The sequence below is a fragment of the Pseudomonas sp. GGS8 genome, assembly GCF_024168645.1.
Lineage (GTDB): Bacteria > Pseudomonadota > Gammaproteobacteria > Pseudomonadales > Pseudomonadaceae > Aquipseudomonas.
In genome coordinates this window covers 1,218,120-1,236,487 of sequence record NZ_JALJWF010000001.1, presented here as the reverse complement: position 1 = coordinate 1,236,487, position 18,368 = coordinate 1,218,120, and the positions used below count along the sequence as shown (strand labels likewise).

18 protein-coding genes are annotated in these 18,368 nt (G+C 59.7%); 10 read left to right on the top strand and 8 right to left on the bottom strand.

The genetic code is table 11. From position 1 onward, the window contains the following. Positions 1–57 precede the first annotated feature (57 nt). From J3D54_RS05445 to J3D54_RS05415, 7 genes are all read left to right on the top strand, one after another. Complete coding sequence (locus tag J3D54_RS05445; protein WP_253417010.1) at positions 58–1,341, top strand: FAD-binding oxidoreductase; 1,284 nt, start codon at positions 58–60, stop codon at positions 1,339–1,341. A gap of 381 nt (positions 1,342–1,722) precedes the next feature. Beyond that, positions 1,723–2,856 (top strand): ABC transporter substrate-binding protein, encoded by a 1,134-nt coding sequence (locus J3D54_RS05440; RefSeq protein WP_253417009.1) that lies wholly within the window; start codon positions 1,723–1,725, stop codon positions 2,854–2,856. A gap of 191 nt (positions 2,857–3,047) precedes the next feature. Further along, complete coding sequence (locus tag J3D54_RS05435) at positions 3,048–3,962, top strand: branched-chain amino acid ABC transporter permease LivH (protein ID WP_253426508.1); 915 nt, start codon at positions 3,048–3,050, stop codon at positions 3,960–3,962. 2 nt (positions 3,963–3,964) lie between these two features. After that, entirely contained in the window at positions 3,965–5,263 is a 1,299-nt protein-coding gene (gene livM, locus J3D54_RS05430) for a high-affinity branched-chain amino acid ABC transporter permease LivM (protein WP_253417008.1), read from the top strand. Then, on the top strand, positions 5,260–6,135 hold the full coding sequence (locus tag J3D54_RS05425; RefSeq protein ID WP_253417007.1) for an ABC transporter ATP-binding protein: 876 nt from the start codon (positions 5,260–5,262) through the stop codon (positions 6,133–6,135). Before livM ends, J3D54_RS05425 begins: the two co-directional genes overlap by 4 nt. Next, positions 6,132–6,848 carry an ABC transporter ATP-binding protein gene (locus J3D54_RS05420; protein WP_253417006.1) on the top strand — a complete coding sequence of 239 codons (717 nt, stop codon included), beginning with the start codon at positions 6,132–6,134 and terminating at the stop codon, positions 6,846–6,848. Before J3D54_RS05425 ends, J3D54_RS05420 begins: the two co-directional genes overlap by 4 nt. An 829-nt stretch (positions 6,849–7,677) precedes the next feature. Further along, positions 7,678–8,448, top strand: a complete 771-nt coding sequence (locus J3D54_RS05415; RefSeq protein WP_253417005.1) for an SDR family oxidoreductase — start codon at positions 7,678–7,680, stop codon at positions 8,446–8,448. A 135-nt stretch (positions 8,449–8,583) separates the two neighbouring features. On the opposite strand, the gene J3D54_RS05410 is transcribed toward J3D54_RS05415, so the two are convergent. From J3D54_RS05410 to J3D54_RS05380, 7 genes are all read right to left on the bottom strand, one after another. After that, positions 8,584–9,711 (bottom strand): AGE family epimerase/isomerase, encoded by a 1,128-nt coding sequence (locus J3D54_RS05410; protein ID WP_253417004.1) that lies wholly within the window; start codon positions 9,709–9,711, stop codon positions 8,584–8,586. Between the two features lie 200 nt (positions 9,712–9,911). Then, positions 9,912–10,484 carry a HupE/UreJ family protein gene (locus J3D54_RS05405; protein WP_253417003.1) on the bottom strand — a complete coding sequence of 191 codons (573 nt, stop codon included), beginning with the start codon at positions 10,482–10,484 and terminating at the stop codon, positions 9,912–9,914. Positions 10,485–10,512: 28 nt separating this feature from the next. After that, positions 10,513–11,127 carry an urease accessory protein UreG gene (ureG, locus tag J3D54_RS05400; protein ID WP_018928472.1) on the bottom strand — a complete coding sequence of 205 codons (615 nt, stop codon included), beginning with the start codon at positions 11,125–11,127 and terminating at the stop codon, positions 10,513–10,515. A 23-nt stretch (positions 11,128–11,150) separates the two neighbouring features. After that, a complete protein-coding gene (locus J3D54_RS05395) occupies positions 11,151–11,825 on the bottom strand; it encodes an urease accessory protein UreF (protein WP_253417002.1) in 675 nt (224 codons plus the stop codon). Continuing rightward, positions 11,822–12,322: an urease accessory protein UreE gene (gene ureE, locus J3D54_RS05390; RefSeq protein WP_253417001.1), complete on the bottom strand. Its 501-nt coding sequence runs from the start codon at positions 12,320–12,322 to the stop codon at positions 11,822–11,824. Before ureE ends, J3D54_RS05395 begins: the two co-directional genes overlap by 4 nt. 252 nt (positions 12,323–12,574) lie before the next feature. After that, positions 12,575–13,207 (bottom strand): TetR family transcriptional regulator, encoded by a 633-nt coding sequence (locus J3D54_RS05385; protein ID WP_018928469.1) that lies wholly within the window; start codon positions 13,205–13,207, stop codon positions 12,575–12,577. A gap of 157 nt (positions 13,208–13,364) precedes the next feature. Beyond that, entirely contained in the window at positions 13,365–13,835 is a 471-nt protein-coding gene (locus J3D54_RS05380) for a hypothetical protein (protein WP_253417000.1), read from the bottom strand. A gap of 387 nt (positions 13,836–14,222) precedes the next feature. Here J3D54_RS05380 and J3D54_RS05375 point away from each other — a divergent pair, with 387 nt between their 5' ends. Next, the gene (locus J3D54_RS05375; RefSeq protein WP_253416999.1) at positions 14,223–16,298 is read left to right on the top strand and encodes an AsmA family protein; all 2,076 of its coding nucleotides are present in this window, start codon (positions 14,223–14,225) and stop codon (positions 16,296–16,298) included. A gap of 51 nt (positions 16,299–16,349) precedes the next feature. Here J3D54_RS05375 and J3D54_RS05370 read toward each other — a convergent pair whose 3' ends face one another. Then, a complete protein-coding gene (locus J3D54_RS05370; protein ID WP_253416998.1) occupies positions 16,350–17,291 on the bottom strand; it encodes a LysR substrate-binding domain-containing protein in 942 nt (313 codons plus the stop codon). A gap of 121 nt (positions 17,292–17,412) precedes the next feature. On the opposite strand from J3D54_RS05370, the gene J3D54_RS05365 reads away from it, so the two are divergent. Together J3D54_RS05365 and J3D54_RS05360 are read left to right on the top strand one after the other, a co-directional pair. Beyond that, the gene (locus tag J3D54_RS05365) at positions 17,413–18,051 is read left to right on the top strand and encodes an FMN-dependent NADH-azoreductase (RefSeq protein WP_253416997.1); all 639 of its coding nucleotides are present in this window, start codon (positions 17,413–17,415) and stop codon (positions 18,049–18,051) included. Further along, a complete protein-coding gene (locus J3D54_RS05360) occupies positions 18,052–18,357 on the top strand; it encodes a multidrug efflux SMR transporter (RefSeq protein WP_253416996.1) in 306 nt (101 codons plus the stop codon). The last annotated feature ends 11 nt before the right edge of the window (positions 18,358–18,368 follow it).

Sequence of the window (18,368 nt, the reverse complement as noted above, 5' to 3'; positions counted from 1 at the left end):
GCGGCGATCCCACAGGGGAATGGTGTGTTGGTTAGGTTTCATTTTCGGAGTCTGGCAATGCCGTTACGCGAAGAGTGTCTTTGGGAAAAACTGACGCCGCAAAGGCCCGACCACGCGGCGCTCAAGGGTGAGGTGACGGTGGATGTCTGTGTCATCGGTGCCGGTTTCACCGGGCTGTCGGCGGCGGTACATCTGCTGGAGCAGGGCAAAAGTGTTTGTGTGCTGGAAGCGCATCGCGCTGGCCATGGCGGTTCGGGGCGTAACGTCGGGCTAGTGAACGCCGGGATGTGGATTCCTCCGGACGAAATCGAAGCCGGTTTTGGCAAGGCGGTTGGCAGTCAGCTCAACCGCATGCTCGGTGCGGCGCCGTCGCTGGTGTTCAGCCTCGTCGACAAATACAAAATCGATTGTCAGTTACGCCGTGACGGCACGCTGCACATGGCGCACAACGCGCGTGGCGAAGCGGACCTGCGCAGTCGCGAAGAGCAATGGAAGCGTCGCGGGGCACCGGTGGAGCTGTTGACCGGAACTGCCTGCGAGCAAGCCACGGGCACCAAAAAGATCGCCGCCGCGCTGCTCGACCGGCGTGCCGGTACGATCAACCCGATGGCCTACACCACGGGGTTGGCCAACGCGGCCATCGGCCTCGGCGGTCAGTTGTTCGATCATTCCCCGGTGACCCGACTCGAACGTCAGGGCCCGCGCTGGTCGGTGCAGACCGCCCAGGGTTCGGTGCTGGCCGAGCAGGTGGTGATCGCCTCCAATGCTTATACCGAAGGCGACTGGACAGAGCTGCGTCGCAACTTCTTCCCCGGTTATTACTATCAAGTGGCCTCGGTGCCGCTGACCGAAGACGCCGCGCAGCAGATTTTGCCTGGTGGTCAGGGTTCCTGGGACACCCGGCAGGTGCTCAGCAGCATCCGTCGCGATGCCGAAGGGCGGTTGTTGCTCGGCAGCCTCGGCAATGGCAATCAAAAACCGACCTGGTTCCTGAAAGCTTGGGCCGATCGGGTTCAGCAACATTATTTCCCCTACCTGCAACCCGTGGAATGGGAATGCACCTGGACCGGTTGCATCGCCTTCACCCCCGATCATTTGATGCGTCTGTTCGAGCCGGCGCCGGGGCTGGTGGCTGTCACCGGTTACAACGGTCGAGGCGTGACCACCGGCACAGTGGTCGGCAAAGCCTTCGCCGACTACTTGTGTAACGGAAATCCTCAAGCCCTGCCGATTCCCTTCGCACCCATGCAGCCATTGGTGGGTGTGGGGTTGCGAAGCTGCCTGTATGAGGCTGGTTTTTCTCTGTATCACGCGGGCCAGTGCCTGCGGATCGTGATCTGACTGTTGAAATATGTTGCTGGAAGCAGCACTTTTCAGTGAAGCGGCTAGCCTGTAATGGTGCGGGTTGTAGCAGTTGCGCACCAGCAGTGTGCAGTTCGGTGACGCGGGCTGTTACAGGCTGGTTGCACATCGTTTGGCGCTGCGGTTGCAATGATGGCGCATGCGGGTTGCGCCTTTTGAAAAAAATGGTTTCACCTCCCGCGGTTTAGACGGTTGCACACCCAATGAAAATGGGATCGAAACAGTCGAAATAACAAGAAAGCAGCGACTTTTTTCAGAATAAAAAACCGATGGCACGCCACTTGCTCTGCGTTTGTAGCTGAATCAAAGCTTCCGCTGAAGTAGCTGTGCTAACTAAAAAAACCTCAGGAGCACCATCACATGTCGCAGACGTTTTACAGGAAAGGTTTTCTGGCACTCGCAGTTGCTACTGCATTGGGTGTTTCTTCGTTTGTTCAGGCTGATGTCAAAATTGGTGTGGCGGGTCCGATGACAGGTGCCAACGCTTCCTTCGGCTTGCAATACATGAAAGGCGCGCAAGCTGCGGCGGATGCAATCAACGCCAAGGGCGGTATCAACGGCGAAAAAATTGTACTGGTCCAGGGCGATGACGCCTGCGAACCGAAACAGGCTGTAGCTGTCGCGAACAAAATGGTGCAGGACAAGGTTATCGGCGTTGTCGGGCACTTTTGCTCGTCGTCGACCATTCCGGCTTCTGAGGTCTACGCTGACGCCGGCATCATCGCAATTACTCCAGGTTCTACCAACCCGGCGGTCACCGAGCGCGGCCTGCCTGCCATGTTGCGTTTGTGCGGGCGTGATGACCAGCAAGGTATCGTCGCGGGCAACTACATTGTCGACGTCCTGAAAGGCAAGAAAGTTGCCGTCATCAACGACAAGGACACCTACGGTAAAGGCCTGGCGGATGCGACTGCCAAGCAGTTGACCGCCCGTGGCGTGAAACCGGTTCTTGAAGAGGGTCTGACCCGTGGCGAGAAAGACTTCAGCGCCCTGATCACCAAAGTCCGTTCGGTAGGGGCTGATGTCCTTTACTTCGGCGGCCTGCATCCGGAAGCCGGTCCACTGGTCCACCAACTGCGTGAGCAAGGTCTGAAAGACGTCAAGTTCATGTCCGATGACGGCATCGTGACTGACGAAATGGTGACGACTGCCGGTGGCGCTCCGTTCGTCGACGGCGTGTATATGACCTTTGGCGCTGACCCGCGCCTGATTCCAGACAGCAAGGCTGTCGTAGAAACCTTCCGCAAGTCCGGTTACGAGCCTGAAGGCTACACCCTGTACGCCTACGCCACGGTGCAAGCCCTGGCTGCCGGCTTCAACGGCGCCAAGTCGAACAAAGGTGAAGACGCCAGCAAATGGCTGAAAGAGCACCCGGTGGAAACCGTGATGGGCAAGAAGGAATGGGACAGCAAGGGCGACCTGAAAGTCTCCGACTACGTGGTTTACCAGTGGGATGCTGCAGGCAAATACCACCAGCTGGATAAACAGAAGTGAGATAAGCGCATCGCCAGGCCTGGGTCTCTCGACATAAATCGTGGGACGCAAGCCGGGCTTTGGTCATGGGTTCTGCAATCGTGCCGACCCGGTATTTTTCTTCTGAGCCACATGAACCCGGCCAGGTACGCCTCACAAGGGCTCTCCGACACCGGGTTCGCGGTGGCCTCTCAAGTTAGTGAGAGTGCATGATGGACGGTATTTTCCTGCAACAAGTTATCAACGGTCTGACTCTCGGATCGGTCTACGGCCTGATCGCCATCGGCTACACAATGGTCTACGGTATCATCGGCATGATCAACTTCGCCCATGGCGAGGTTTATATGATTTCCGCGTACCTCGCGGCGATCAGCCTGGCTCTGCTGTCTTACTTCGGTGTCGAATCCTTTCCGTTGTTGATCCTTGGTACCCTGCTGTTCACTGTCTTCGTGACCGGTGTGTATGGCTGGGTCATCGAACGCATCGCTTACAAACCGCTGCGTAACTCCACCCGACTGGCACCGCTGATCAGTGCTATCGGCGTTTCCCTGATTCTGCAGAACTACGCACAGATCGCTCAAGGCTCACGGCAGCAGGGTATTCCTACGCTGCTGAGCGGCGGACTGAGATTCGAAGTCGGTACTGGTTTTGTGCAGATCACCTACACCAAGATCTTCATTCTGGTCGCAGCGTTTGTCGGGATGGCCTTGCTGACCTACATCATCAAATACACCAAGTTGGGGCGCATGTGTCGTGCGACCCAACAAGACCGCAAGATGGCCTCGATCCTTGGGATTAACACCGACCGGGTGATCTCTTACGTGTTCATCATTGGTGCCGCCATGGCTGCACTGGCCGGTGTCTTGATCACGGTGAACTACGGCACCTTCGACTTCTACGCAGGCTTCGTGATCGGCATAAAGGCCTTCACCGCTGCCGTGCTCGGCGGGATTGGTTCGCTGCCTGGCGCCATGCTCGGCGGGATCCTTCTCGGCGTTTCCGAGTCGCTGTTTTCCGGCGTGATCAACTCTGACTACAAGGACGTCTTCAGCTTCTCGCTGTTGGTACTGATCCTGATTTTCCGTCCTCAAGGCCTGTTGGGTCGCCCACTTGTGGCGAAGGTATAAGTATGTCCGACACTAATAAAAACACTATCGATGTCAAAAAAAGCCTTGTCGACACGGTTCTGGCCGGGTTGGTTGCCCTGATTGTCTTCGGCCCAATCGTGGGCGTGGTTCTTGAGGGTTATAGCTACAACCTGCAGCCGACACGTGTGGCCTGGATGGTCGGGGCGGTGATGATCGGGCGTTTTGTCTTGAGCCTGTTTATGCAGACCGCCAAGGGTGTGAAGGTTCAGCAAAGCTTCGAAGTCGTCGGCTCAGGCGTGCATGTGCTGCCGCCTGATTACAAGTCGCGGCTGCGCTTGATCATTCCGGTCTTGATCGTGATCGCTATTGTCTTTCCGATCTTCGCAGACAAGTACTTGCTGACGGTGGTGATACTGGGATTGATCTATGTGTTGCTGGGCCTTGGCCTGAACATCGTGGTCGGTCTGGCTGGCCTGCTCGACCTGGGTTATGTGGCGTTTTATGCCATCGGCGCCTATGGCCTGGCACTGGGTTATCACTACCTTGGCCTGGGTTTCTGGACCATGTTGCCGCTATCGGCACTCATGGCGGCGATGGCCGGATGCATACTCGGCTTTCCCGTGTTACGCATGCATGGTGACTATCTGGCCATCGTGACTCTGGGCTTCGGTGAAATCATTCGCTTGATACTGACCAACTGGCTGTCCTTCACGGGAGGACCTAACGGTATGCCGGTGCCATCACCGTCGGTTTTCGGTATTGAGTTCGGGCGTATAGCGAAGGATGGCGGGATACCCTTCCATCAATTCTTTGGGACTGAATACAACCCAAACGTAAAGTTCATGCTCATTTATGGTGTGCTGTTCCTCGTTGTGATGCTGGTGCTGTACATCAAGCATCGCCTGACTCGCATGCCGGTCGGGCGCGCCTGGGAGGCCTTGCGCGAAGATGAAATAGCCTGTCGCGCCATGGGCCTCAACCATGTTCTGGTCAAGCTGTCGGCCTTTACCCTGGGTGCTTCCACTGCCGGTCTGGCCGGTGTGTTTTTCGCCAGCTATCAAGGCTTCGTCAACCCGACCTCGTTCTCGTTCTTCGAGTCGGCCTTGATCCTCGCCATCGTCGTGCTCGGCGGCATGGGGTCGACGGTCGGAGTGGTGATCGCGGCGTTCGTGCTGACTGTCGCCCCGGAACTGCTGCGCAGCTTCGCCGAATACCGCGTGTTGCTGTTCGGCGTCCTCATGGTATTGATGATGATCTGGAAACCGCGCGGTCTGATTCGTATCAGCCGTACCGGTGTGACTCCGCGTAAAGGTGCCTTGACTGAGAGGGCCGCGCCATGAGCGAAGAAATCGTTCTAAAGGTCGAGAACCTGATGATGCATTTCGGCGGCATCAAAGCCCTGAGCGACGTCAGCCTGAAAGTTAAGCGTAACTCGATTTTCGCGTTGATCGGCCCCAACGGTGCGGGCAAGACCACGGTGTTCAACTGTCTGACCGGGTTCTACAAGGCCACCGGCGGGCACATTGAACTTGACACTCGTGGTGTGAAAACCGACGTTATCAAAATGCTCGGGGAACCGTTCAAGGCGACCGATTTCGTTTCGCCGAAGAGCTTCGTCAGCCGGCTCCACTACAAGATGTTCGGTGGCACGCACCTGATCAACCGTGCCGGCCTGGCGCGGACCTTCCAGAACATTCGCCTGTTCAGGGAAATGTCAGTCATCGAGAACCTACTGGTGGCCCAGCACATGTGGGTCAACCGTAATTTGCTGTCCGGTGTGCTCAACACCAGGAACTACCGCAAGGCCGAGAGCGATGCCTTGGACCATGCCTTCTACTGGCTGGAAGTGGTGGATCTGGTGGACTGCGCCAACCGCTTGGCCGGTGAACTTTCCTACGGCCAGCAACGTCGTCTGGAAATCGCCCGAGCCATGTGCACCCGGCCCAAGATCATCTGCCTGGACGAACCGGCGGCGGGCCTCAACCCGCAGGAAACCGAGGCGCTCAGCGCGATGATTCGACATTTGCGCGACGACCACGATATTACCGTGGTGCTGATTGAACATGACATGGGCATGGTAATGAGCATTTCCGACCACATCGTGGTGCTGGACCACGGCAACGTGATCGCCGAGGGTGACCCTGAAGCGATCCGCAACGACCCGAAAGTGATTGCGGCCTACCTGGGCGCCGATGAAGAGGAAGTGGTATGACCAAACCCATCCTCGAACTCAAGGAGCTGGACGTGTTCTACGGACCGATCCAGGCCCTGAAGAAAGTCTCGTTGCACATCAATGAAGGGGAGACCGTCAGCCTGATCGGCTCCAACGGTGCCGGCAAGTCGACTCTGCTGATGTCGATTTTTGGCCAGCCACGGGCGGCTGACGGGCAAATCGTCTATCAGGGTGTGGATATCACTCACAAGTCGTCCCACTACATCGCCTCCAACGGTATCGCTCAATCGCCGGAAGGCCGGCGGGTGTTCCCGGACATGACCGTCGAGGAAAACCTGCTGATGGGCACCATTCCGATCGGTGACAAGTATGCCAAGGAAGACATGCAGCGCATGTTCGAGCTGTTCCCGCGCCTTGAAGAGCGACGCACCCAGCGGGCCATGACCATGTCGGGCGGCGAGCAGCAAATGCTTGCCATCGCCCGGGCGTTGATGAGCCGACCCAAACTGTTGCTGCTTGATGAGCCGAGCCTGGGGCTGGCGCCGATTGTGGTGAAACAGATCTTCGCGACCCTGCGGGAACTGGCCAAGACGGGCATGACCATCTTTCTGGTGGAGCAGAACGCCAACCACGCCCTCAAGCTGTCGGACCGGGCGTACGTGATGGTCAACGGCCAGATCCGCCTCAGCGGCACCGGCAAGGAGCTGCTGGTGAACGAGGAGGTGCGTAACGCCTACCTCGGCGGGCACTGAGTTCAGCCTTGCAACAACAAGCCCCGACGAGCAATCGCCGGGGCTTTTTTCTATCTATAAAACACCACCAACCCTGTGGGAGCGGGCTTGCCCGCGAAGGCGGTGTGCCAGGCAACATTGATGTCGAATGACACTCCCTCTTTGCGGGCAAGCCCGCTCCCACAGGGACTGCGGCAAATTGTGGAAAACAATATTCAAGACCTCTCAAAGCGCGACATAAAGCCGCTGCAAATTACTGTTTTGTCACGGTTTTGACTTGTCCCCGTTTGCTGTGGAGCTGGCTGTGAATAACGTGGGAGTAGCTGGCTGTAAGCCTTTGAATCCGTGGCCTGCAGGGCGGTGATTGTTTTTTGATCAGGTGTTTTTGGCGAACCTCAAGCCGGCTTTGTCAACCTTTTTGTTATGAGCGAACTCGGTATGAATCAAGGTGGACAAGCCTGTGGATAAGTCTGTGGTTAAACTCTGGAAAGACTCGGCTGAGGGCCGTGGTTGCTGGCTTGGCGCCATCGTTGCTCCGACCGCTCGGTCGTGCAAAATGCCCTGGGTTACACAGCGGGTGCCTCAGGGTCAAGAAAAAAACTTTCTGTTCTGCCCGCAAAGCCTTGTGGATAGCGGCTTGCAGCTTTTCCACTTGCCCCCGGAAACTGTGGACCGGCCTGTGGATAAGGTGCGTGTACATGGCTGCAAGCCACGGGGCATGGGGCGTTGCCAGCATTGATCGTTTTTTGTACGGTTTCTGCCATAGTTGCCGCTGTGGGCAAGGCCGGGCATGCTGCCGGTTGATTTTCTATTCCAAGGGCTGACTGTCAGCCGAAGCAAGGAGAACATGATGTTCAAAACCCTGTTTATTACCGGTGCGACCTCCGGTTTTGGTGAAGCCTGTGCCCGTCGTTTTGCCGAGGCCGGCTGGAAGCTGGTGCTGACAGGTCGTCGTGAAGAACGCCTCAATGCCCTGTGTGCCGAGTTGTCGAAGCAGACCGAGGTCCATGGCCTGGTGCTCGACGTGCGGGATCGCAAGGCCATGGAGGAGGCGATTGCCAGCCTGCCGCCGTCCTTCGCCAAACTGCACGGGCTGATCAACAACGCTGGCCTGGCCCTGGGCGTGGACCCGGCGCCCAAGTGCAATCTCGATGATTGGGACACCATGGTCGACACCAACATCAAAGGTTTGATGTACAGCACCCGCTTGCTGCTGCCGCGTTTGATCGCCCATGGTCGTGGCGCCAGCATCGTCAACCTTGGCTCCATCGCCGGCAACTACCCGTACCCGGGCAGCCACGTGTATGGCGCGAGCAAGGCCTTCGTCAAACAGTTCTCCCTGAATCTGCGCTGCGACCTGCAAGGCACGGGCGTACGGGTCAGCAACATCGAGCCGGGCCTGTGCGAGAGCGAGTTCTCGCTGGTGCGTTTCGCCGGTGACCAGGAGCGTTACAACGCCACTTACGCCGGTGCCGATCCGATCCAGCCGCAAGACATCGCCGAGACCATTTTTTGGGTGCTCAACGCACCGGCCCACATCAACATCAACAGCCTCGAGCTGATGCCGGTGAGCCAGACCTGGAGCGGCTTTGCCATAGAGCGTAATGGCGGCAAGGCGTAATTGCGGCGAGGGGCTTGCCCGTGGCGAGGGGGCTTGCCCCCGTTCGGGTGCGAAGCAGCCGCCTGCGATGCAACTGATAAAACACTAGGGCTGCTGCGCAGCCCAACGGGGGCAAGCCCCCTCGCCACAAAAAACTCAGCCGAGATACTCGAGCAACCCGCGATAACAGGTCGCCAAGTGATAAGGCGTGGTCGAAGGCATGTCCTTGCGGCTCACTTCGCCCTGCTCATCGCGACACTCATACCAACCGCCCGCATGCAGAAAGCGCTGGTGCAACGCCTGCAACTGGCGTTGCACCGATACTTCGCTGCTCGGGCGCAAGGTCAGGGCGCGCAGGTACTCGGCCTGAGCCCAGATGCGTTGGGTTGCGTCGCGAGGGCGGTCGTCCAGTTCCAGCATGGCGCGCACAGCACCGGTCTGCTGATCGACACCCCGTTGCTCGGTGAACGCAAACGCGCGCTCCAGCGAGGCGTGCAGTGTCGAGCCGCGCAGCAATGGCGAGGATTGCAGCAGGAAATACCATTCGAACTGATGGCCCGGCTCGAACCAGTTATCCACAGCTCCGAGCGGCTTCTCCATCAACACCGCGTGTTGCGGGTCGATAAAACGCTTTTGCATGGCTGTGCATAACTCGATGAGGGCTTTCTGTACGGCCACGTCTTCGCGCACCGACAGGGTGGCGAGGAAGGCTTCGGCCAAATGCATCAGAGGGTTCTGCAGTGGCCCGGAGTCGAGCGAGGACCAATCACGGTCCAGGCTGGCTTCATACAGGCCGTCGCCCGTGGCGAAACGCTGCGCCACCACTTCCAGCGCGGCGTTGAGTACCGACTCCACCAGCGGTTCGCGAACCTTATCCCAATAATGGGCGCAGGCGAACAGGATGAAGGCGTGGGTGTAGAGGTCTTTGCGCTGGTCCAGCGGCGTACCTTGCGGGTCGATGCTATAGAACCAGCCGCCATGCTCGGCATCGTGGAAATGCCGCTGCAAGGAACGGAACAGCGCCGCCGCGCGCGCTTCAGCCTGGGGCACCTGGCCGATCAGACTGGAGAACAGGTACAGCTGCCGCGCGCAGGCCATGGCCCGGTAGCGCTGAGGGGGCAGTGGTCGATGCTCGGCGTCCAGCGCTTCATAAGGCAATGCCATGTCGGCGTTCCAGCCAGGGCCTTGCCAGAGCGGCACGATCACGTTCTGGAAGTGCTGTTGCACCGAGGCGAACAGGGTGGTCAATTCAGGCTGGGAGGCAGAGCGGGAAACAGGCGGCATTGGCTGGCGTCGTCACGGCAGGGGCGATTGCGCGACATGGTAGCAGAGAGGCAGGCTTGAGAGAGGCGGTGTCTGATCGGACGCTATCGCGGGCAAGCCCGCTCCCACGGGGATCTTCGGTATTCACACAACCTGTCCGGCAGCGAATGTCCTGTGGGAGCGGGCTTGCCCGCGAAGGGGCCAGTTCAGACGCTAGAGAATCAACCCGCCAGCAACCAGACTCCGGTTGCCGCCGACGCCGCACCCGCCAGCCGAACCAACGGTGCCGCGGCCTGAGGCAAGACGCGAACCACCGCATAACCCGCGGCATGCAACGCCGCTGTCGCTGCCACAAACCCTGCGGCATACGCCCAAGGACTGGACATGTCCGGCAATTCCAGACCATGCGCCACGCCATGAAACAGCGCGAACAACGCGGTCGCCGCCACCGCCAGGCTCAACGGCGGACGCACTGCCAACGCCACCGCCAGGCCCAGCGCCAATACCGATGCCGCAATCCCGCTTTCCAGCGCCGGCAGGTCCAGCCCTTCAAAGCCCAGCAAACCGCCGATCAGCATGGTGCCGACGAACGTGCACGGCAGCGCCCAGCGCGCAGCACCTTTTTGCTGTGCTGCCCACAACCCTACGGCAACCATCGCCAGCAAGTGATCGAGGCCGCCGATCGGGTGGCTGATGCCGGCGATCAAGCCGTTGTCGCCATGGCCCGGGTGGGCGAAGGCAATGGCTGGGGTCAGCAGCAGGGCCATGGCGCCCAGAATGCGTTTCAGTGTCATGAATAAGCTTCCTTGTTGATAAGTGTGATCAGGCTGCAGTCAGCAAGCCCTGGCGTTCGATGAAGGCGATGATTTCTTCAAGGCCCTGGCCGGTTTTCTGGTTGCTGAAGACAAACGGCTTGCCGTTGCGCATGCGTTGGGTGTCGCTGTCCATCATCTCTAGAGAGGCTCCCACCAACGGCGCCAGGTCGATCTTGTTGATCACCAGCAAGTCGGATTTGCAGATGCCGGGGCCGCCCTTGCGCGGCAGCTTGTCGCCGGCGGAGACATCGATCACGTAAATGGTCAGATCGGACAGCTCCGGGCTGAAGGTCGCCGAGAGGTTGTCGCCGCCGGACTCCACCAGAATCAGATCCAGCCCCGGAAAGCGCCGGTTCAATTGATCCACGGCTTCGAGGTTGATCGAGGCGTCTTCGCGGATCGCCGTATGCGGGCAGCCGCCGGTTTCCACGCCGATGATCCGCTCCGGTGCCAAGGCTTCGTTGCGCACCAGAAAGTCGGCGTCTTCGCGGGTATAGATATCGTTAGTCACGACGGCCAGGTTGTAGCGCTCGCGCAGGGCCAGGCACAGGGCCAGGGTCAAGGCGGTTTTGCCGGAGCCGACCGGGCCGCCGATGCCGACGCGCAGGGGTTGTGTGTTCATGTGATTCTCCAAATGAAAAGGCCCTAGGAACGGAACAGACGGCTGTACTGGCGCTCATGGGCCATGCAGGCCAGGGACAGGCCGAAAGCGGCGCTGCCAACGTGTTCGGGATTGATTCGGGTGGCGTCTTGCTGCGCCTGTTGCAGCAACGGCAGCAGTTCGCTGGTGAGGCGTTGCGCGGCTTGCTGGCCCAACGGCAGGGTTTTCATCAACACCGCCAGTTGGTTTTCCAGCCAGCTCCAGAGCCAGGCGGCCAGCGCGTCTTGCGGGCTGATGTTCCAGGCGCGAGCCGCCAGCGCCCAGCCGAGGGCCAAATGCGGTTCAGGGCGTTGCTCAAGAAAGGCGCGGGCTGGCGCATCCAGTTCCGGCAAGCCGTTGAGCAGTTGCTGCAACGAATAGCCCATCTGTCGGCTCTCCTGATGCAACTCGCGGGTTTCGCGGCTGGCGCGATGCTCTTCGCAGCGTTGCAGCAATTGGGCCCAGTTTTCTTCGGCGGCGGCGGTGCAATGGGCAAGCAGCAGTGGCGCTTCGAAACGCGCCAGGTTCAACAGCAACTGATCACTGATCCAGCGTCGCGCGCTATCGGGATCATTGACCCGGCCGTTATCCACAGCCATTTCCAGACCTTGTGAATAGCTATAGCCGCCAATCGGCAGCTGCGGACTGGCCAGGCGCAGCAGCGCCCAGGCCGGGTTCATAAACGCACGCCGAACTGATGCAGTTTCGGCGGGTAGTTGAAGTCCTCGTCACCGTGGCGCGAGTGGTGATGGCCGCCGCCGTAGGCACCGTGTTCCGGCTGGAACGACGCTTCGATGTTCTCGGCCTTGGCGCCAAGCTGTTCGAGCATGGCCTTGAGCACGTAATCGTCGAGCAGGCGCAACCAGCCGTCGCCGACTTGCAGGGCCACATGGCGATTGCCCAGGTGATAGGCGGCGCGGGTCAGTTCGAAGGCATTGGCGCAGGTGACGTGCAGCAATTGTTCGGGGCGCGCGCAGACGCGAACGACGCGCCCGTCTTCGGCTTGCAGGCATTCGCCGTCATACAGCGGCGGCTGGCCGCGCTCCAGAAACAAGCCGACGTCTTCACCCTCGGCACTGAAACAGCGCAAGCGGCTTTTGCTCCTGGCTTCGAAGGTCAGGTGCAGCTCGGCGGCCCAGACGGGTTGAGGGTCGATTCTGCGATGAATCACCAGCATCGGAAGGCTTCCAGCAATGAACAATGCTCAGGCTAGAGCAAGGGGCTTGCCAATCGGGTGAGGGGTAGGAAATGCCTGTCAGAGCGAAGGGGGAGACTCAGAATGTTGCAGGACTTTGATTGAAGTTGGTGCGTGGAGGTTTTTTACGCACCAATTTGCGGCGCACAAAAAAGATCGCAGTCTTCGGCAGCTCCTGCGCAGGATTGCGATCCATGTAGGGGCTGCCGAAGGCTGCGATCTTTTTCTAACGGGTTATTCGGTACTGCCGAGTCCCTGCCAATGCTTCAGCCCGATAAAGATAAACCGCAACTGCTGGGTGATTTTCGCCTGTGGTGTCAGGTGCTCGGGCAGCGCTTCGGCCGGCGGATCGATGATGTCCGGCAGGGTCGCGAACACGCTTTTGACGATCAGATCGGCCATGACGCTCAGGCCGGCGATGTCCAGGTGCTGCAGTTTCGGCATCAGCGACAAATCGGCCGCCAGGTCCGAGCTGATGTCCTCGCGCAGGCGGCCGATGGCCTGGCGCACCGGCAGCGAGCCGCCGTACTGCTCGCGGGCAAGAAACAGGAACTGCGAGCGATTGGCCGTGACCACGTCGAGAAAGATCCGCACCGAGGCATCGATGATACCGCCCATGACGAATTCGTTATGGCGCACCAGGCGGATGGTTTCGCGGAAGGTCTGGCCGACTTCGCACACCAGCGCCAGGCCCAATTCGTCCATGTCGGCGAAGTGCCGGTAGAAACCAGTGGGCACGATCCCGGCGGTTCGGGTTACTTCGCGCAGGCTCAGGCTGCCGAATCCTCGGCCGCTTTCCATCAGGTGGCGGGCAGCGTCCATCAGGGCGTTGCGGGTCTGTTGTTTCTGTTCGGCGCGGGGCAGCATCGCAAGGGTGTTTTCTGGACAAGGACAGCGGCGCACTCTAGCAAATCGGCTTCGCTGGCGTCGAACGACTATCGGGGGATCACGCGGGGAATTACGGCTTCTATACAGTCAAAAGCCCAATCCGGGGATTGGGCTTTTTTTCCAGGCCGCCATGGGCTTAGCTCACAGCGCTGTTGCGTTCGATCACACGGTCACCACCACCTTCAGCCAGGGTTTGACCCTGTGGAGTGCGGTCGGTACCGTCAGCAGCCAGGGTTTGGCCTTGTGGAGTACGGTCGGTACCGTCAGCAGCCAGGGTTTGGCCTTGTGGAGTGCGATCGGTGCCGTCAGCGGCCAGGGTTTGGCCTTGTGGGGTACGGTCGGTACCGTCAGCAGCCAGGGTTTGACCTTGTGGAGTGCGATCGGTGCCGTCAGCGGCCAGGGTTTGGCCCTGTGGAGTGCGATCTGAACCATCCTGAGTGATCAGGCCTTTTTCTTTCAGGCGATCATTGCCGCCTTCGGCAACGGTCTGACTGAACACCGAGTGGCTGTCTTTGACTTGTGGAGTGGCCTGATCAGCGGCCGGCAAGGCAAAAGCGGTGCTGGCTAACATCGAAAGGGTCAGGCTAAGCAGTAATTCGCGTTTCATGATGGGTTGCTCCTTGGGAGGGCGATAAAGTGGGTACGAGGGCAATGCTACTCTCGATAAGTCGATACAAAAGTTCATAAACGCAATGGTAATAATCAACAGAATTGATTGTTCGGCCGCAGCGCTCTAGAACGGGCGTTTCCGGCGAGCTTTTTTGCACTGAGGTGGGTATTTTCGACCCGCTCTCGCCTCGCAAAAGTGCGGGTGCGGTAACACCGGATGAGGGAGCAGGGTGTCCCCGGCCGATTATTTGAGTGTTAAGTGCCTATTCGGTTAAACCTGCGCGCCATTTCCCAGTCCTAGATTTCATGGCAGGCCGGTTCTGGCCTAACGTTTCATCAGTGCGTCGCTGTCCGGGCGCTTAGTCGTATTCAGGAGCCCTGTGCAATGACGCGCACTCGTAAAATGCTTGCCTGGACCTCCGCCAGCCTCGTTGTGCTGCTGGCCGTCCTGGCGCTGATCATCGCGTTCTTCGATTGGAACCGGATCAAACTGCCACTGAACGCCAAAGTATCCGAAGAGCTGCATCGTCCGTTCGCCATCAATGGCAACCTCACGGTGGTCTGGCAGCGCGAGCCCGATGAAGGCGGCTGGCGCGCCTGGGTGCCGTGGCCACATGTGGTGGCCGAGGACCTGAGCCTGGGCAACCCGGACTGGTCGAAGCCACCGCAGATGGCCACTCTCAAGCGTGTCGAACTGCGCATTTCGCCACTGGCCTTGCTGACGCAGCGGGTGGTGATCCCGCGCATCGACCTGACCGAACCCAATGCCGACCTGCAACGTCTGGCCGACGGTCGCGCCAACTGGACGTTCAAGTTCGCCCCCAAAGACCCGAACGCCGAGCCGTCGAACTGGGTGCTGGACATCGGTGCCATCGGCTTCGACAAAGGCCATGTCACGCTCGACGACCAGAGCCTGAAAACCCGTCTCGACTTGCTTATCGATCCGCTGGGCAAGCCGATTCCGTTCAGTGACATCGTCGGCGACAAAGCGGCGAAAACCGCGCTTGAGAAGGGCGGTTCGCCGCAGGATTACGCGTTCGCGTTGAAGGTCAAAGGCCAATACCACGGCCAGAATCTGGTCGGCCAAGGCAAAATCGGTGGTTTGCTGGCCTTACAGGATGCCGCCAAGCCGTTCCCGCTTCATGCGCAAATAAAGATTGCCGACACCAGCGTCGAACTGGCCGGTACGCTCACCGACCCACTGAATCTCGGCGCCCTGGATCTGCGCCTGAAACTGGCCGGTGCCAACCTGGGCAATCTCTATCCGCTGATCGGCGTGACCCTGCCGGATACCCCGCCGTACGCCACGGATGGGCATTTGACTGCCAAGTTGCATGAGTCGGGCGGGGCGGTGTACCGCTATGAGGACTTTAACGGCAAGATCGGCGAGAGTGACATCCACGGCAACTTGGCCTATGTCGCGAGTCAGCCAAGGCCCAAGCTCAGCGGGTCGCTGGTGTCCAATCAACTGTTGTTTACCGACCTGGCTCCACTGATCGGCGCCGACTCCAATGCCAAGCAAAAGGCCCGCGGCGGTGAAAGCAAGCAGCCGGCGGACAAGATACTGCCGGTCGAGGAATTCAAGACCGAGCGCTGGCGCGATATGGACGCCGACGTTGAGTTCACTGGCAAGCGCATCGTCCACAGCGAAAAACTGCCGTTCAACGATCTCTACACCCATTTGGTGCTGACCGACGGTGTGCTCAGTCTTGAGCCCCTGCGTTTCGGCGTGGCGGGTGGCAATCTGGATGCGCAGGTCCGTCTGAACGGGCGCACCGAGCCATTGGAAGGCCGGGCCAAACTGACTGCGCGTAAATTCAAGCTCAAACAGCTGTTCCCCTCCATTGAGCGGATGAAAACCAGTTTCGGTGAGCTCAATGGCGACGCCGACCTTGTCGGTCGTGGTAACTCGGTGGCCAAGCTGCTGGGCACCGCCAATGGCAATTTGAAGATGCTGATCAATGATGGCGCGATCAGTCGCGAGTTGATGGAGCTGGCGGGGCTCAACGTTGGCAACTATGTGGTCGGGAAAATCTTTGGCGACAAGGAAGTGAAGATCAACTGCGCGGCGGCCAATTTCGACATCAAGTCGGGCTTGGCGACCACGCAGTTGTTCGTCTTCGATACCGAGAACGCGATCGTTTACATCGATGGCACGGCGAACATGGCGACTGAGCAACTGGACCTGACCATCAGCCCGGAATCCAAGGGCTGGCGCTTGATTTCACTGCGTTCGCCGCTGTATGTACGGGGCAAGTTCATCAAGCCGGACGCAGGGGTGAAACCGGTGCCGCTGATGCTGCGGGGGGCCGGGATGGTGGCACTGGGTGTGATTGCCGCGCCAGCGGCGGGTTTGCTGGCGCTGATCGCGCCGAGCGCTGGCGAGCCGAATCAGTGTGCGCCGTTGCTGGAGCAAATGAAGGCGGGCAAGGCGCCGGTGACGGTCAAGCCCACCAAGTAAACATTGGCGTTTGTTATGACGCCTTCGCGGACTTGCCCGCGAACAGAGTACCTACATGGGTATGCGTTCCCCTGTAGCGGCCGCAGGCTGCGATCTTGGCAACAGACCAGACAATCGAGCTTCCTCCTGCAACCACGCAAAAAACGCCCGGACCGGCGGATGCCGCTCGCGTCCCGGTACGCACAGTGCGCTGTATCCAGCCCCATCGACCTGAATCTCTCCCCGATAAGGCACCAGCAAACCACTGGCCACACTCTCCGACACCAGAATATTGCTCGCCAGCACCAAGCCTTGCCCGGCGATGGCGGCTTGCAGGGCGTAATGTTCTTCGTCGTATTCACGCACCGCTGGCTGCCCGGTCAGCCAGGTTTCGCCGGACTGCGCACACCAGGCCTCCCAGCCGTGGGCATACAGTTTGGAGTTGTGCCAGCGCACGCTGATCAACGTCGGCGTCCGACTGGCCGCCAGGGCCACTTGTTCAGGCGAGCCATAAACCCCGAAGGATTCGTCGAACAGGCACAAGCCATACAGGTTCGGGTAATCGTCGAGGCTGTAGCGCAGCACCAGATCGACACTGGCGTCCTGATGCAAATCGATGACTTCGCAGTGAGTGTCCAGCCGCACGTTGATGTTCGGATGCCGGGCATAAAACCGTCCGAGCCGAGGCACCAGCCAGAGGGCGGCGAAAGCGGCGGTGGTGGAGATCGTCAGGCTCGTGCCGCTGCGTTGCGGGCGCAAGGTATCGACGCTTTGCGCCACTTCCAGCAGGGCCCCATGCAGGCTGCGGAACAGCCGTTCGCCGCACCCGGTCAGGCGCACCTGGCGTGGCAGTCGTTCGAACAGCGCCACGCCGAGCCAGTTTTCCAGGGAGCGGATCTGGTGGGAAACCGCCGTCGGCGTCACGGACAGCTCTTCGGCGGCAGCCTTGAAACTCAGCAGGCGCGAGGCGGATTCGAAGGCGCGCAGGGCGGTCAATGGCAACGAGGCAAACATTTAAAACTCCATGGATGAAATAGATTCATCCAGACTGATTTTTGCTCATTTGAAGGCAGGCGGCTATGCGCTTCAAGCTGCAAGCACAAGCCGTTTCAGTTTAGCCCTTAAGGATATTCAGATGAGCACAATTCTTGCCATTCACTCCAGCCCCCGTGGCGAACGCTCTCATTCGCGGCGGTTGGCCGAGGTGTTTATTTCGGCCTGGCAGGTCCGTAACCCGCAGTCGCAATTGACCCGTCGTGAAGTCGGCCGGACGTTGATTCCGGCCGTCAACGAAGCCTTTGTAGCGGCTGCTTTTCATCCGGAGCCTCAAGCGCGACCGCTGTCGATGCAGGCCGACCTGGCACTCAGCGATGAGTTGGTGGGAGAGGTGCTCGGCCATGATCTGCTGGTGATTTCCACGCCGATGTACAACTTCAGCGTGCCCAGCGGCCTCAAGGCCTGGATCGACCAGATTGTGCGGCTCGGGCTGACGTTCAATCACACCCTGGACAACGGCATCGCGCAGTACGAACCGCTGCTGCGGGGCAAGAAAGCGTTGATCGTCACCAGTCGCGGCGGGTTTGGCTTCGGCCCCGGTGGCGAGCTTGAAGCGATGAACCATGCCGATCCGTTATTGCGCACGGCGCTGGGGTTCATCGGCATCACTGACGTCACGGTCGTCGCCGCCGAGGGCGAAGAATCCGCCGAGCGCACCTTCCAGGTTTCCGTGGCCGAGGCCGAGCAGCGTTTACTGGCGCTGGCCAGGGAGTTCTAGATGGCCTGGCTGTTCTTGCTGATTGCCGCCGGGTTCGAAGTCACCTTCGCCATGGGCATGAAGTACGCCGAAGGCTTCACCCGGTTCTGGCCTTCGGTGATCACCGTGGTGGCGGCGATCGGCGGGATTTATTTCCTGACCCTGGCCATGCGCGAATTGCCGGTGAGCATCGCTTACCCGATCTGGACCGCCATCGGTTCACTGGGCACGGTGTTCCTCGGCTTTGCGCTACTGGGCGAAAGCCTCACCGCGCTCAAGCTGGTGTCGGTCGGGCTGATTGTGGCGGGCGTGGTGGGGTTGAAGTAGGGTGGATGTCA

Bases quoted from the DNA above. Each gene is read 5' to 3' on its own strand.
- J3D54_RS05420 (WP_253417006.1), top strand. From the start codon at position 6,132: ATGACCAAACCCATCCTCGAACTCAAGGAGCTGGACGTGTTCTACGGA.
- J3D54_RS05370 (WP_253416998.1), bottom strand. From the start codon at position 17,291: ATGTTTGCCTCGTTGCCATTGACCGCCCTGCGCGCCTTCGAATCCGCC.
- J3D54_RS05440 (WP_253417009.1), top strand. From the start codon at position 1,723: ATGTCGCAGACGTTTTACAGGAAAGGTTTTCTGGCACTCGCAGTTGCT.
- livM (WP_253417008.1), top strand. From the start codon at position 3,965: ATGTCCGACACTAATAAAAACACTATCGATGTCAAAAAAAGCCTTGTC.
- J3D54_RS05425 (WP_253417007.1), top strand. From the start codon at position 5,260: ATGAGCGAAGAAATCGTTCTAAAGGTCGAGAACCTGATGATGCATTTC.
- J3D54_RS05435 (WP_253426508.1), top strand. From the start codon at position 3,048: ATGGACGGTATTTTCCTGCAACAAGTTATCAACGGTCTGACTCTCGGA.
- J3D54_RS05405 (WP_253417003.1), bottom strand. From the start codon at position 10,484: ATGACACTGAAACGCATTCTGGGCGCCATGGCCCTGCTGCTGACCCCA.
- J3D54_RS05365 (WP_253416997.1), top strand. From the start codon at position 17,413: ATGAGCACAATTCTTGCCATTCACTCCAGCCCCCGTGGCGAACGCTCT.
- ureE (WP_253417001.1), bottom strand. From the start codon at position 12,322: ATGCTGGTGATTCATCGCAGAATCGACCCTCAACCCGTCTGGGCCGCC.
- J3D54_RS05410 (WP_253417004.1), bottom strand. From the start codon at position 9,711: ATGCCGCCTGTTTCCCGCTCTGCCTCCCAGCCTGAATTGACCACCCTG.
- J3D54_RS05375 (WP_253416999.1), top strand. From the start codon at position 14,223: ATGACGCGCACTCGTAAAATGCTTGCCTGGACCTCCGCCAGCCTCGTT.
- J3D54_RS05415 (WP_253417005.1), top strand. From the start codon at position 7,678: ATGTTCAAAACCCTGTTTATTACCGGTGCGACCTCCGGTTTTGGTGAA.
- ureG (WP_018928472.1), bottom strand. From the start codon at position 11,127: ATGAACACACAACCCCTGCGCGTCGGCATCGGCGGCCCGGTCGGCTCC.
- J3D54_RS05360 (WP_253416996.1), top strand. From the start codon at position 18,052: ATGGCCTGGCTGTTCTTGCTGATTGCCGCCGGGTTCGAAGTCACCTTC.
- J3D54_RS05445 (WP_253417010.1), top strand. From the start codon at position 58: ATGCCGTTACGCGAAGAGTGTCTTTGGGAAAAACTGACGCCGCAAAGG.
- J3D54_RS05395 (WP_253417002.1), bottom strand. From the start codon at position 11,825: ATGAACCCGGCCTGGGCGCTGCTGCGCCTGGCCAGTCCGCAGCTGCCG.
- J3D54_RS05385 (WP_018928469.1), bottom strand. From the start codon at position 13,207: ATGCTGCCCCGCGCCGAACAGAAACAACAGACCCGCAACGCCCTGATG.
- J3D54_RS05380 (WP_253417000.1), bottom strand. From the start codon at position 13,835: ATGAAACGCGAATTACTGCTTAGCCTGACCCTTTCGATGTTAGCCAGC.